Below are 13,278 nucleotides of genomic sequence, written 5' to 3'. Positions count from 1 at the left end.
AAGCGGGGTGGTGACGATTGTCAAAAAGACCCGATGCAAGCGCAGCCCGTTATGGCCAGGCTCTCCACTCGCTACGGCAAGCGGCGGGCTAATACGTCCCCGGCTGCGGCTGGCTCAAGATGATGAGATTGCCATCGGGGTCGCGCAGTTTCGCGGTCTTGAAAAAATCCCCGATCGCCTTGGCCACCGGCTTGATGCCGTGCATTTCCAGCCGCGCCAGTTCCTCGGCGATGTCGTCGACGATGAGGGTGATGACGCTGGCGCCCGCCCGATCGGCGTCGCTCATCACATCCACCCAGCCGCCACCGGGCAGTTTCCATTCGGCCACGTCGGCCATGGGGCGCGCATCGGCGGGGCGACCGAACAGATATTCGTACCAGACCAGGGAATTGCCCAGGTCTTCCACCGCCACGCCGGCCAGCACATTGGTGAGGCTCATGGACGTCCTTTTCTCCGCTTGCTCGACCGAATCGTAGCACAGTGCGGCGTCAAGCGGCAGCATGGTTGGCGGCGCCTCGTGACGCTGCTATAGGCCAGAGGCAATTTGCCAGGGAGTTAGCGGCATGAGCAGGCTGCGCATCATCATTGCCGGCGCCGGTGGGCGCATGGGCCAGGCCAATATCCGCGCCGTCGCCGCTCATCCCGGCCTTGAACTGGTGGGGGCGCTGGATCGGCCCGGCGCTGCTGCGCTTGGCAAGGATGCCGGCGGCCTGGCCGGCATCGAGCCGCTAGGCGTCACGGTCTCCGACAATGCCGAAGCGCTGGTTGAACGGGCCGATGCCATCATCGATTTCAGCGCGCCTTCGGCCAGCGTGGCGCTGGCCGGGCTGGCGGCACGGCGCGGTCTGGTCCATGTCATCGGCACGACCGGGTGCCTCGAAGCAGAAGACGCGGCCATTGCCCGGGCGGGCGCCGAGGGCGCGCGTATCGTCAAATCCGGCAATTTCTCCCCCGGCATGGTCGCCCTGGCAGTTCTGGTCGAAAAGGCCGCGGCGGCTTTGCCCGATTACGATGTCGAAGTGCTCGAAATGCACCACAATCTCAAGGTCGACGCGCCTTCCGGCACCGCCCTGATGCTGGGCGAGGCGGCGGCCAAGGGCCGCCATATCGCGCTCAAGGAGCATTCGGTGCGGGTGCGCGACGGCCATACCGGCCCGCGCGAGGCCGGCACGATCGGCTTTGCCACCCTGCGGGGCGGCAATGTCATCGGTGATCACATGGTGATCCTGGCCGGACCTTCGGAACGGATCGAGCTCAATCATCGGGCGCAGGACCGCACCATCTATGCCAATGGGGCTGTGCGCGCCGTGCTCTGGGCTTCCGGCCAGAAGCCGGGACTTTATTCCATGGCCGATGTGCTCGGCCTCAACGACTAGGGCGGACCGGAAGCGTTCAGAGACCTTCCAAGGCCGCCCACTTGACCAAAAGCATGACAGCAAGGGAACGACATCATGACCGGCACGCTGATCCTGGTCCGCCACGGCCAGAGCGAATGGAACCTGCAAAATCTCTTCACCGGCTGGCGTAATCCGAACCTGACCGCCCAGGGCGAGGGCGAGGCCCGCGCCACCGGCAAGGCGCTCAAGGCGGCGGGCATCGAGCCCGACCTCTATTACACCTCGGCCCTGCGCCGGGCCCAGCACACGCTCGACCTGATGCTGGAAGAGATGGGCATTCTCAACGTCACCATCACCCGCAATATCGCGCTCAACGAGCGCGATTACGGCGACCTCTCCGGCCTCAACAAGGATGATGCCCGCCAGAAATGGGGCGAGGAGCAGGTGCTGGTCTGGCGCCGGTCCTATGACGTGCCCCCGCCCGGCGGCGAAAGCCTCAAGGACACTGCGGCGCGCACCCTGCCCTATTACGAAGCCGAAATTCTGCCCCGGCTCAAGGCCGGCAAGACGGTGCTGGTCGCGGCCCATGGCAATTCGCTGCGCGCCCTGGTCATGGCCATCGAGGGACTGACCCCCGACGAAATCCTCGCCCGCGAGATCGCCACTGGCGAACCGACCCTCTACCGGATCGGCCCCGACGGCAAGCTGGTCGAGCGCGTCATTCTTTGATCGTGAGGGGGATGGCCTTGTCGTCCCCCTGCTCTTTCGGCTCGATATAGAGCCTCAGGGTCAGCATCCGACCCACCGCATAGATGGGCGTCGCCAGCGCGATGCCCATGATCCCGAACAATGTGCCCAATATCGTCATAATGCTGAGCGACCAGGCCGGCGACAGCCGGATGATGCGCTGTTGCAGCATGGGTGTGAGGATATAGCCTTCCAGGTTCTGGACCAGGAACAGGCCGATCGCTCCCAGGATCAGCACATTGCTGTCCTGCGCCGCCAGCGTCAGCAGCACCGGCACCGCCGAAAAGATCGGCCCCAGAAACGGGATGAAATTCAGCGCTCCGGCCAGAAGGCCCAGGACCGGCGCATTGGGCACGCCCAGGCCCCAGAGCAGCAGGAAGACCAGGCTGCCGATCAGCACCATCATCGCCAATTGCGTGACCATCCAGCCGCGCAGCGCTTCGCCCGTATCCCCCAAAGCGGCGGAGACGCGCGGTCGCTGGGCTTTCGGCAGCAGCAACAGGAATCCGTCGCGATAGGCTTTGGGGTTGATGGCAAAGAACAGACCCAGAAAGATGATGATCACCCCGTTGCTGACAATGCCCATTGTCGAGCCGAACAGCGATGACGCCTGATTGAACAGCCCGCCGGGATCGGGAAAGAAGGTCGCCACCATGGTCTCGATGTCCGAGCGGCTGATATTCTGGACCAGGCCCAGTTCCTGCAATTCGCCGTAAATGCGGGTGATTTCCCCGATCAGCAGCCGGAACAGGTCCTGGATATTGCGCCAGAGGCTCAGCCCGCCCAGCGACAGCGCCGAAATCAGCACGATGAGGATCGACAGGCTGACAAGGACCAGAAGCACCGGTCGCGGCCAGGGTGCCACCCGCCCCAGCATGCGCACGGCGGCGTCGAGGACGCAGGCGATGAGGATACCGGCAAAGATCAGCAATATTGGAGTCGAAACCTGCCAGGCCAGGGCCAGGATGGCGATAAGCAGGACGCCGGTGACGATGGCACGTGTGCTGCTGGTCATGGATCCTCCGCAATGGTCGCCGGATGACTAACGCATGACGCGGAGCGAATTTCCAGCCCCTGGGCGATTCACGTGAAACTCAGTCGGCCTTCTCGGAGCCTTCTGGCCGGGTCGCTTCACCCCTTCAAGCCGGCCATTCCGCTTTCCCAGCCGAGGATCGCCCGTTTGCGCGGCACCCCCCAATGATATCCGGTCAGGGCGCCCGACGTGCCGACGACGCGGTGACAGGGCACGACGAAGCTGACCGGATTTTTCCCCACGGCGGCGCCGACGGCCCGCGCCGCCTTGGGCCGCCCGATCTGCTGGGCGACGCTGGCATAGGTGGTGACGCGGCCCACGGGGATCTTGAGCAATGTCTCCCAGACCTGCACCTCGAAATCAGTGCCGATCAGTACCACGCGCACCGGCTGTTCGGCGCTCCAGCGTCCCGGTTCGAATATCTGGGCCACTAGCGGCGCGATCTTTTCGTCGTCGCGCACGAACCGGGCCCGGGGCCAGCGATTGGCCAGATCCGCGAAGGCGGCCTCGATGCTGGTCTCGGCATCGGCAAAGCCGAGCCCGGAAATACCGTAATCGGTGGCGGTCACCACGGCCATGCCGAAAGGCGACGGCGCCGCACCCCAGACCATGTCGATCCCCGCCCCTCCGGCTCGAAAGATGCCGGGCGGCATGGCCTCGTGGGTCACAAACAGATCGTGGAGCCGCGATGTCGAGGAAAGCCCCACTTCATAGGTCGCGTCCAGGACGCTGGCCTGTTCGCGCAACAGGCTCTTGGCATGGTCGAGCGCCACTGCCTGGGCGAAACTTTTTGGCGAAAGACCGCACCAGCGGCGGAACAAATCGGTCAATTGCCGTTCGGTCAGCCCCAGGCCCCGCGCAAAATTGCCGAGATCAATTTCATCCGGCCCGGTCTCGCTGAGATAGCGGATGGCGGCGCGGATGATGTCGTAATCGTCATCGGGGGCAAGGGGCTGCATCTGGTTCATGATCGGATCCTTCTCGCGCATCGGCGCCTGACTAGGCCCGAAGCGACGGTTTGGCGACCCGGATTTGACCGGCCTCACGCCCCACGCCGCGCCTGGCGCAAGGCTGTGCCGAAAGCGCGCGCAAAGCTCGCCTTTTCATCGCGAGAGAGAAACTGGCCCAGTTCCACTTCGCCTTTTTCATGGCTGAGAAAGATCGCCTCGGTTCGCTCGAAATGGTCCCGAACCAGCCGCAGCCGCACCTGCGAAGGCACGAAGCGCTGCATCACCCGGGATTGCCTAGAGGACACATCGACCACTTCGAGCTGGTCCGGCCAGAGGTTGACCTGCTGATATTGCCTGCCCTTTCTGGCCTGCCGCATGGAAAAAGCCGCCAGGCCGCCCCCGGCGAGCCCAAAGGCCAGCAGGCCCGGCAAGACGAATTGGGGAATGGCGATCAGCAGCGGCGCCCCGACAATGCCGGCGAGAACCAGGCCGAGCCAGCCGCCGGCCGTTCCGTAGGATCGGCCCGGACGCAAGGTCGCGGCAAACAGGGGCGTCGTGGTGGTGGCTTGCATCGAAAACTCTCTTGCCCGAAATACTGGCAGAGAATCGAGGGCGAGAGAATGGCAGCGGCAAAAAAAGTGAAGGCTCTGAGCCGGGCGGAGGCCGAAGCGATCTTCACCCGCTTCCACGAAATCGATCCCGAGCCCAAGGGCGAACTCGACTATATCAACGCCTTCACCCTCTTGGTGGCGGTGGTGCTGTCCGCCCAGGCCACCGATATCGGCGTCAACAAGGCGACGAAACGCCTGTTCGAGCTGGCCCCTTCCCCTGCTACCATGGTGGCGCTGGGCGTCGAGGCCATCGAAGACCAGATCAAGACCATCGGTCTTTATCGCGGCAAGGCCAAGAATGTCTTCGCGCTCAGCCAGATCCTTATCGAAAGGCATGGGGGAGAGGTGCCGGGCGATCGCGAAGCGCTCGAAGCCTTGCCCGGCGTTGGCCGCAAGACCGCCAATGTCGTGCTCAATATCTGGTTCAAACAGCCGACCATTGCCGTGGATACCCATCTCTTCCGCGTCGGCAACCGCACCGGCCTTGCCCCCGGTAAGACCCCGCTCGCCGTTGAAAAAGCCCTGCACAAACAGGTGCCGGCGCGGTTCATGCTCCATGCCCATCATTGGCTGATCCTGCATGGCCGCTATATCTGCAAGGCCCGCAAGCCCGAATGCTGGCGCTGCCCGATCGCGCAATTCTGCCGTTTCGAGCCCAAGACGCCCTGGCCTGGCAAAGCCTGAGCAACAGCATGAAGTTGACAGCGCTCACATCAATTCTGCATATGTGAGCGATGACAACATCAGCGCCAAACGCACCCTATCATCACGGCAATCTGCGCCAGGCGCTGCTCGAAACCGCCTTGGTGATTCTCGAACAGCAGGGAGAAGCGGGCCTTGGCCTGCGCGATCTGGCCCGGGCGACAGGGGTATCGTCGGCCGCGCCCTATCGGCATTTCGACAGCCGCGCCGCTTTGCTCGAAGCGCTCGCCGTCACCGGTTTCCAGCGCTTTGCCGCCCGCATGCAGGCGGTCGCGGCCAGCGAGCCCGCCGACCCTGTTTCGGCCATGGGCAAGACCTATATGGTCTTTGCCCTGCAAAACCCCAATCTCTTCCGCCTGATGTTTTCTCCGCTCGTGCAGGCCCGGCCCGGCCTGCGCATGGCGGCCGACACTGGCCTCGAATCGCTGCACCTGCTTGTCGGCGGCGATGAGAAGGCCGGGCGGGTCAGGACGCTGGCGGCCTGGGCCAAGGTGCACGGCCTCGCCATCTTGCTGCTCGATGGCCAGATCGCCATGCGCGCCGGCGAGGACAGCGAGGCGCTTGTCGCCGCCATTATCGGTGGGCTCTGAACCTGCCGCCTCCCCCCCTGGGCTTGAAATGATTGCCCCTTGTGATGTGATGCTCTAAACGGGCTATCGGCCATTTCCCAATCTATGCCGGACCCCCCAATGACCCAGACCCGCTTTGACGTCCTGACCATCGGCAATGCGATTGTCGACATCATCGCGCCGATAGAGCCCGGCTTCATCGAGCGCGAGGGCATGCAGGAAGGGATCATGCACCTGATCGATTCCGACAGGGCCGGGGATCTTTACGGCAAGATGCCGCCCGGCCGCCAGCAGAGCTCGGGCGGTTCGGCCGCCAATACCGCGGCGGGCGTCGCCTCGCTCGGCGGCCGTGCCGCCTTCGTGGGCAAGGTGGCCGATGATGAACTGGGCGATGTCTTCGACACCGACATGAACGATGTCGGCGTCCACTACGCCACCTCGCGCCTCAAGAACGGGGCGCTGACCGCCCGCTGCATGATCTTCGTTTCCGAGGATGGCGAGCGGACCATGAACACCTATCTCGGCGCCTGCCACGAATTGACCGAGCGCGACATCGATGCCGAAATGATCGGCAGCGCCGCCATCACCTATATGGAAGGGTTTTTGTGGGATCCGGTCGAAGCCAAGAAGGCTTTCGTGCGCGCCGCCCATTATGCCCATAAGCACGAGCGCGCCGCCGCCTTCACCCTCTCCGACCCCTTTTGCGTCGACCGCTACCGCGCCGAATTCCTCGACCTGATCCGCAGCAAGACCATCGATTACGTCTTTGCCAATGTGCATGAGCTGAAATCGCTCTACCAGACCGACGATCTGGGCGAAGCGGTGCGCGAAATCGCCAAGGACGCCGAAATCGCCGCCATCACCATGGGCGCGGACGGGGCCATGGCCATATTCAATGGCGAAGTGATTTCGGTCCCGGCCTTTCCCGTGGACAAGGTGGTGGACGCCACCGGGGCCGGCGACCTCTTCGCCTCGGGCTTCCTGCTCGGTCTGGCGCGCGGCCAGACCATCGATTCCGCCCTCAAGACCGGGTGCCTTGCGGCTTCCGAGGTCATCTCCCATATCGGGGCGAGGCCGCTGGTGGATTTGGAGGCCTTGAGCCGCCGCCATGGCCTGGCGGGCTGAACTGCCCTAACGGCTTCAGGCGAGACTCACCCGCTTGCCGTCCATTTCCGCCAATATGGCCCGCGCCGCCGCTGCCGGGTCTGCCGCCTCGATGATCGGCCGCGCCACCACCAGATGGCTGGCGCCGGCGGCCAGCGCTTCGGCTGGGCCCATCACCCGCTTCTGATCGCCCCTGGCGCTACCTGCCGGGCGGATGCCAGGCGTCACCAGCGCCATTTTGGGGCCGATAATGGTGCGCACCATTTCGGCTTCATGCGGCGAGGCGACGATGCCGCCAATGCCCGCTTCCCGGGCCTGCTGCGCCCGCAGCGCCACAAGGCCCGCCGCGTCGCGTTCATAGCCGGCATCCTTGACGTCCTGGTCATCCATCGAGGTCAAGACTGTCACGCCCAGCACGCAGAGCCCTGAACCGGAAGCCGCCTTCTGGGCTGCGCGCATCGTCTTGGGATAGGCATGGACGGTCAGCATGGTCGCCCCGGTCTCGGCGATGGCGGCGACGCCCTTTTCGACCGTATTGTCGATGTCGAGCAGCTTGAGGTCGAAAAACACCTTCTTGCCCGCCGCCAGCAGCGCCTTACCCAGACTATAGCCATCCGCGCCATAAAAGCATTGATAGCCGATCTTGTAGAAATCCACCGCATCGCCGAGCGCCGCGACAATCTCCTCGGCGCGGGCGCGCGTGGAAACGTCGAGGCCCACAATCAACTGGCTGCCCATTCTATTTGCTCCCGCGATGTCTCTGATCCGGCCTCGCTAGACCAAATCATTGGTTCCGGCAAGCGGCACCACCCTGGCGGCGTCCAGAATGACCCGGCGATGGGCGAGATAGCGCACGCGCAAACCTAGCCCCGGCTGATATGGGTGAGATCGTGCACCATGGTTTCGACCTTGCGGATTGCCGTTTTGTCGAGCAATTCGCTATTCGCGTCGAAGGCGCCCTCGGCCGGGCCGATGCCGAGCAGGCCCGGCACTACCAGCCCGCCGATCTTGCCCAGGCTGTCATGGAGATGGCTCAGCGCCCAGATGGTTCCATATTTGCCGGAGCTGACCCCGCCAATGCCGAAGACGGCGTGGCGGAAGGGGCTGGGTTTCTGCCGGGAGAGCCAGGCCAGCGTGTTGACCAGCAGTGGCGGCAGGCCGCCATTATATTCGGGCGTGGCGATGAAGATGATATCGGCCTGGCGCCAGAGTTCGGCCAGCCTGCCCGCCGCTTCGGGCACATTATCAGGCTCGAGATCCTCGTTGAAGATCGGCATGTCGAAATCGGCGAGATCGAGATCGGTGACGCTCACCCCCGCTTCGCGCAATTTGCGGCCCAGATGCAGGGCCAGTTTGGAATTTTCCGAACCCTTGCGGATGGACCCCGACAGGGTCAGCGCGGTCTTCATTTTGCCTCCATGGAACCGGAACGTGTCGAAGCGGGTCAGGCCCGCTCGTCGGAATTGTGACCATTGCCGCCACAAGCGCAATGGCCCAAAGTTCAATCATTGCCCAAAAGGGAAGGAACCAAACATGCCGCCGATGATTTTCGTCAACGTTCCGATCCGCGACCTCGCCGCCTCCATGGCCTATTACAAGGCACTGGGTTTCGAGCACAATCCCGACTTCACCGACGAGACTGCCGCCTGCATCGTCATCAGCGACACAATTTTCCTGATGGTGCTGACCCACGACAAGTTCAAGCAATTCTCGCCCCTGCCCATTCCCGATCCGCAGCAGCAGACCCAGGCGCTCTACGCCCTGTCGCGTGACAGCCGCGAGGCGGTGGACGCCATTGCCGATGCCGGGCTCAAGGCGGGCGGGCGCGAAGTGCGCGATGCCCAGGACATGGGTTTCATGTATTCCCGCGCCATCGCCGATCTTGACGGCCATGTCTGGGAATATGTCTGGATGGACATGAGCGGCATGCCGAGCGCGTAGAGCTGTGCACCGCCCCCACCACGACCCTCACCGCCGGGCTTGTCCCGGTGGTCCATTCACCAGCCGCTAAAACTGGATTGCCCGGACCAGCCGGGCAATGACGATGAGGTAAGGTCTTGGGGCGTTTCCAGGAAAAGTGGATACCGGCTTTCCGGTTCGGAAACGCGATAAAACGCATGGCCCAGCCATTCGAGCATGGCTCTCATGGCTTTGAGTCCTGAAATCGCTCCATCGGAGCGATTTCGTGCCAAGCGTCTGGCTCAAGCCTCGAACATTTTCTTGAGCTTGTCGAAGAAACCGCCGGAATTGGGGCTGGTCTCGGCCGTTTCCAGCCGGGCGAATTCTTCCAGCAGCTCGCGCTGGCGTTTAGAGAGATTTTGTGGCGTCTCGATGTCGAGCTGCACATAGAGATCGCCCACATCCTTGCTGCGCAGGACCGGCATGCCCTTGCCCTTGAGCCGCACGCGCTGGCCCGGCTGGGTGCCGGTGGGCACTTTTACCTTGGCCCGGGTGGCATCGAGTGTCGGCACCTCGAATTCGCCACCCAGGGCGGCGGTGGTCATCGAGATGGGCACGCGTGCGTAAAGATCGGCGCCGTCGCGCTGGAACAATTGATGCGGCCGGATGGAGACGAAAATATAAAGATCGCCCGGCGGGCCGCCGCGCAATCCGGCTTCCCCTTCATTGGCGAGGCGGATGCGGGTGCCGTCCTCGATGCCCTGGGGAATATCCACCGAGAGCTTGCGATTCTGCTGCCGGCGTCCCTGGCCGCCGCAATCGGTGCAGGGCTGGTCCATCATCTGGCCGCGTCCCTGACAGACCGGGCAGGTGCGTTCGATGGTGAAGAATCCCTGCGCCGCCCTGACCTTGCCATGGCCATTGCACTGCCGGCAGGTATGGGTGCCGGTGCCGGGCTTGGCCCCGGAGCCCTCGCAGGTGTCGCAGGAGGCAAGGCTGGGCACGTCGATCTCGACCGTGCTGCCCTCAAAACTCTCCTCGAGGTCGATTTCAAGATTATAGCGCAGGTCGCTGCCGCGCATCCGCGCCGCCCCGCCGCCGCCATTGCGCCGGCCGCCGCCCATGAAATCGCCAAAGATGTCCTCGAAAATATCGGACATCGAGGAGGTGAATTCCGGCCCGAATCCGCCCGGGCCGCGCCCGCCGCCATTTTCGAAGGCGGCGTGACCGAAGCGGTCATAGGCGGCGCGCTTTTGCGGATCCTTCAGTGTGTCATAGGCTTCGTTGATATCCTTGAACTTGGATTCCGCCTCGGCATTTCCCGGATTACGGTCCGGGTGAAACTGCATGGCGAGCTTGCGGTAAGCGCTCTTGAGGGCGCCTTCATCGGCGCCCTTCTGGCAGCCGAGCACCTCGTAGAAATCGCGTTTGGACAAGGTCAACTCTCTTTATTCGGATCGCGCCGGTCTGGTCGTCGCGCCTATGGCAATAAGCAAAAGCCGGCATGGCCGGCCCGTTCACCCGCATATGGGCAGGCGCAAAGCTATTAGCAAGGGGACTTCGAGGGATCAACGATTCACGTGAAACTCTTCGAGACGGCGGCTGTGCCGCAAAATCCGTCCGGCGGACTGATTTTAGTCGAGAAGGCCATGAGAGCTAAGCTCGAATGGTAGCGCCCGCATCGACCAGGCCATGGACCACCGGCAGGTGACGACCGACAAAAACAGGTGCCACCACACCGTCATTGCCCGGCTTGTCCGGGCAATCCATCCCCGCCCCCACAAAAAAGCCCCGGCGTTTCCACCGGGGCCCGTCTGTTCAGTAAGCCGGATTAGGCCGACTTCTTGTCGTCGTCGTCGCCATCCCGGACTTCTTCGAAATCGGCATCGACCACGTCGTCGTCATCCTCGTCGGCACTGCCATTGGCCTTGGCCTCGGCTTCTTCCTGGCTGGCCTTGTACATGGCCTCACCCAGCTTCATCGAGACTTCGGCCAGCGTGGCGGTCTTTTCCTTGATCGCCTCGGCATCGTCGCCATCCAGCACGCTCTTGAGATCGGCAATCGCCGTCTCGATTGCGGCCTTGTCTTCGGCCGGAACCTTGTCGCCGTAATCCTTCACCGACTTTTCGGTGGAGTGGATCAGCGATTCGCCCTGGTTCCGGGCTTCCACCGCCTCGCGCTTGCGCTTGTCGGTTTCGGCATTGGCTTCGGCGTCCTTGACCATCTTTTCGATGTCGGCGTCGCTGAGGCCGCCCGAGGCCTGGATGCGGATCTGCTGCTCCTTGCCGGTGCCTTTGTCCTTGGCCGAGACATTGACGATGCCATTGGCGTCGATGTCGAAGGTCACTTCGATCTGCGGCACGCCGCGCGGCGCCGGTGGAATGCCGCTGAGGTCGAAATTGCCCAGCAGCTTGTTGTCCGCCGCCATTTCGCGTTCACCCTGGAACACGCGGATGGTCACGGCGCTCTGGTTGTCCTCGGCGGTGGAGAAGGTCTGGCCCTTCTTGGTCGGGATCGTGGTATTGCGGTCGATGAGGCGGGTAAAGACGCCGCCCAGGGTTTCGATACCCAGGCTCAAGGGGGTCACGTCGAGCAACAGCACGTCCTTGACGTCGCCCTGCAGCACGCCGCCCTGAATGGCTGCGCCCAGCGCCACCACTTCGTCCGGGTTGACGCCCTTGTGCGGCTCCTTGCCGAACAATTGCTTGACCGCTTCCTGCACCTTGGGCATGCGGCTCATGCCGCCGACCAGGACGACTTCGTCGATCTGGCTGGCCGAGAGCCCGGCATCCTTCATCGCCTGCTTGCAAGGCTCGATGGTGCGGGAAATCAGATCATCGACCAGGCTTTCGAGCTTGGAGCGGCTGAGCTTGAGCGTCAGGTGTTTCGGGCCCGAAGCGTCGGCGGTGATGAAGGGCAGGTTGATTTCGGTCTGCGTGGCGCTCGAAAGTTCGATCTTGGCCTTTTCCGCAGCTTCCTTGAGGCGCTGCAGAGCCAGCTTGTCATTGCGCAGGTCGATGCCCTGCTCTTTCTTGAACTCGTCGGCCAGGTAGTCGACCAGACGCATGTCAAAGTCTTCGCCACCCAGGAAGGTGTCGCCATTGGTGGACTTCACCTCGAACACGCCATCGCCGATTTCGAGGATGGAGACGTCGAACGTGCCGCCGCCCAGGTCATAGACCGCGATCGTGCCGTTATTCTTCTTGTCGAGGCCATAGGCGAGCGCTGCCGCGGTCGGCTCGTTGATGATGCGCAGAACTTCAAGGCCGGCAATCTTGCCCGCATCCTTGGTCGCCTGACGCTGGCTGTCGTTGAAATAGGCCGGAACGGTGATCACCGCCTGGGTGACATTCTCGCCGAGATAGGCTTCGGCGGTTTCCTTCATCTTCTGCAGGATCATCGCCGAGACCTGGCTCGGCGAATATTTGTCGCCCGACGCTTCGACCCAGGCGTCGCCATTATCGGCGGCCACGATCTTGAAGGGGACGAGATTTTTGTCCTTGGCCACGACCTTGTCGTCATAGCGGCGCCCGATCAGGCGCTTGACGGCGAACAGCGTGCCTTCCGGATTGGTCACGGCCTGTCGCTTGGCCGGCTGGCCAACCAGGCGCTCGCCATCCTTGGAGAAGGCGACCATGGAGGGCGTGGTGCGCGCGCCTTCCGCATTTTCGATCACTTTGGGATTGCTGCCGTCCATAACCGCGACGCAGCTATTGGTCGTACCGAGGTCGATACCGATAACTTTAGCCATTACTCAGCCTCTCTTTCAGCGAACCCGCCTAAAAGCCCCTTGCAGCAGCTTTTCGTCCCTGACGGGCCGGGTCCCTCGTAGGATTGATACCGCCCGTTGCCGGGCCTCGGGGCGTATATAGGGGGGTGGGACAAGGGCTTCAAGCGCGCAGGGAAGGAGATTTTCCCGATGCGGCGCAAAGCGATGCCGCCCGGCGGACCGGGCGGCGCGAAACCTCAGTCGGTGATCGTGTAGCTGTCGAGTTCGCAGATGTCGATCTGGGGTTCGATCAGCTCGGCGCCAGTGTCCATCACGAACTTGAAATCATAGAGACACTGGTCCGAGCCATCCCCGATCGTGGCCGTCGCCTGGTATCCGGCCTCCAGAATGCCGCTATCGCCCAACAGGTCTTCGCCCCACCGATCCTCATTGCTGGGCGTGGTGAAGAAATAATGCAGGTCATAGGAGCTGTCATTGATGACCGTGAATTCCACGGTCTGGGCGGCCGCGGGCAGAATACCGGCCAGCAGCGTCAGGGCAGCAAGGCCGCCCGCAATAGTTTTATGCATGGAAAAATCCCTCAAACCGGGCCCCTG

General features: G+C 63.2%; 15 protein-coding genes. 6 read left to right on the top strand and 9 right to left on the bottom strand.

Annotated features, from left to right (window positions below; all coding sequences use genetic code 11):
• Nucleotides 1–88 precede the first annotated feature (88 nt).
• Nucleotides 89–502 carry a VOC family protein gene (locus H0482_RS05915; protein WP_193729137.1) on the bottom strand — a complete coding sequence of 138 codons (414 nt, stop codon included), beginning with the start codon at nucleotides 500–502 and terminating at the stop codon, nucleotides 89–91.
• Between the two features lie 61 nt (nucleotides 503–563).
• Between H0482_RS05915 and dapB the strand changes: the two genes are divergently transcribed.
• On the top strand, nucleotides 564–1,376 hold the full coding sequence (dapB, locus tag H0482_RS05910) for a 4-hydroxy-tetrahydrodipicolinate reductase (RefSeq protein ID WP_193729136.1): 813 nt from the start codon (nucleotides 564–566) through the stop codon (nucleotides 1,374–1,376).
• 75 nt (nucleotides 1,377–1,451) lie between these two features.
• Nucleotides 1,452–2,066: a 2,3-bisphosphoglycerate-dependent phosphoglycerate mutase gene (locus H0482_RS05905; protein WP_193729135.1), complete on the top strand. Its 615-nt coding sequence runs from the start codon at nucleotides 1,452–1,454 to the stop codon at nucleotides 2,064–2,066.
• Here H0482_RS05905 and H0482_RS05900 read toward each other — a convergent pair.
• From H0482_RS05900 to H0482_RS05890, 3 genes are all read right to left on the bottom strand, one after another.
• Nucleotides 2,056–3,099 (bottom strand): AI-2E family transporter, encoded by a 1,044-nt coding sequence (locus tag H0482_RS05900; protein WP_193729134.1) that lies wholly within the window; start codon nucleotides 3,097–3,099, stop codon nucleotides 2,056–2,058. The genes H0482_RS05905 and H0482_RS05900 overlap by 11 nt on opposite strands.
• Nucleotides 3,100–3,215: 116 nt before the next feature.
• Entirely contained in the window at nucleotides 3,216–4,085 is an 870-nt protein-coding gene (locus tag H0482_RS05895) for a bifunctional helix-turn-helix domain-containing protein/methylated-DNA--[protein]-cysteine S-methyltransferase (protein ID WP_193729133.1), read from the bottom strand.
• 74 nt (nucleotides 4,086–4,159) lie between these two features.
• Nucleotides 4,160–4,639 carry a DUF2244 domain-containing protein gene (locus tag H0482_RS05890; protein WP_193729132.1) on the bottom strand — a complete coding sequence of 160 codons (480 nt, stop codon included), beginning with the start codon at nucleotides 4,637–4,639 and terminating at the stop codon, nucleotides 4,160–4,162.
• A 48-nt stretch (nucleotides 4,640–4,687) separates the two neighbouring features.
• Here H0482_RS05890 and nth point away from each other — a divergent pair, with 48 nt between their 5' ends.
• The 3 genes from nth to H0482_RS05875 all read left to right on the top strand — a co-directional run bounded on the left by nth (nucleotide 4,688) and on the right by H0482_RS05875 (nucleotide 7,074).
• Nucleotides 4,688–5,362, top strand: a complete 675-nt coding sequence (gene nth / locus H0482_RS05885) for an endonuclease III (protein WP_193729131.1) — start codon at nucleotides 4,688–4,690, stop codon at nucleotides 5,360–5,362.
• Nucleotides 5,363–5,412: 50 nt separating this feature from the next.
• A complete protein-coding gene (locus H0482_RS05880; RefSeq protein ID WP_193729130.1) occupies nucleotides 5,413–5,970 on the top strand; it encodes a TetR/AcrR family transcriptional regulator in 558 nt (185 codons plus the stop codon).
• 99 nt (nucleotides 5,971–6,069) lie between these two features.
• Nucleotides 6,070–7,074 (top strand): adenosine kinase, encoded by a 1,005-nt coding sequence (locus tag H0482_RS05875; RefSeq protein WP_193729129.1) that lies wholly within the window; start codon nucleotides 6,070–6,072, stop codon nucleotides 7,072–7,074.
• Nucleotides 7,075–7,089: 15 nt separating this feature from the next.
• On the opposite strand, the gene pyrF is transcribed toward H0482_RS05875, so the two are convergent.
• The gene (gene pyrF / locus H0482_RS05870) at nucleotides 7,090–7,791 is read right to left on the bottom strand and encodes an orotidine-5'-phosphate decarboxylase (protein WP_193729128.1); all 702 of its coding nucleotides are present in this window, start codon (nucleotides 7,789–7,791) and stop codon (nucleotides 7,090–7,092) included.
• 125 nt (nucleotides 7,792–7,916) lie between these two features.
• Nucleotides 7,917–8,462, bottom strand: a complete 546-nt coding sequence (locus H0482_RS05865; RefSeq protein ID WP_193729127.1) for an NADPH-dependent FMN reductase — start codon at nucleotides 8,460–8,462, stop codon at nucleotides 7,917–7,919.
• A 124-nt stretch (nucleotides 8,463–8,586) separates the two neighbouring features.
• Here H0482_RS05865 and H0482_RS05860 point away from each other — a divergent pair, with 124 nt between their 5' ends.
• Nucleotides 8,587–8,994, top strand: a complete 408-nt coding sequence (locus H0482_RS05860; protein WP_193729126.1) for a VOC family protein — start codon at nucleotides 8,587–8,589, stop codon at nucleotides 8,992–8,994.
• Between the two features lie 260 nt (nucleotides 8,995–9,254).
• Here H0482_RS05860 and dnaJ read toward each other — a convergent pair whose 3' ends face one another.
• From dnaJ to H0482_RS05845, 3 genes are all read right to left on the bottom strand, one after another.
• Entirely contained in the window at nucleotides 9,255–10,388 is a 1,134-nt protein-coding gene (gene dnaJ, locus H0482_RS05855; protein ID WP_193729125.1) for a molecular chaperone DnaJ, read from the bottom strand.
• Between the two features lie 395 nt (nucleotides 10,389–10,783).
• Nucleotides 10,784–12,703, bottom strand: coding sequence for a molecular chaperone DnaK (gene dnaK, locus H0482_RS05850; protein ID WP_193729124.1), 1,920 nt, complete (start codon nucleotides 12,701–12,703; stop codon nucleotides 10,784–10,786).
• Nucleotides 12,704–12,918: 215 nt separating this feature from the next.
• Nucleotides 12,919–13,251 carry a hypothetical protein gene (locus H0482_RS05845; RefSeq protein ID WP_193729123.1) on the bottom strand — a complete coding sequence of 111 codons (333 nt, stop codon included), beginning with the start codon at nucleotides 13,249–13,251 and terminating at the stop codon, nucleotides 12,919–12,921.
• Nucleotides 13,252–13,278: the final 27 nt, after the last annotated feature.

The organism is Devosia faecipullorum (assembly GCF_015158295.1).
GTDB classification, from domain to species: domain Bacteria; phylum Pseudomonadota; class Alphaproteobacteria; order Rhizobiales; family Devosiaceae; genus Devosia; species Devosia faecipullorum.
This window is presented reverse-complemented; position numbering and strand designations above follow the sequence as displayed.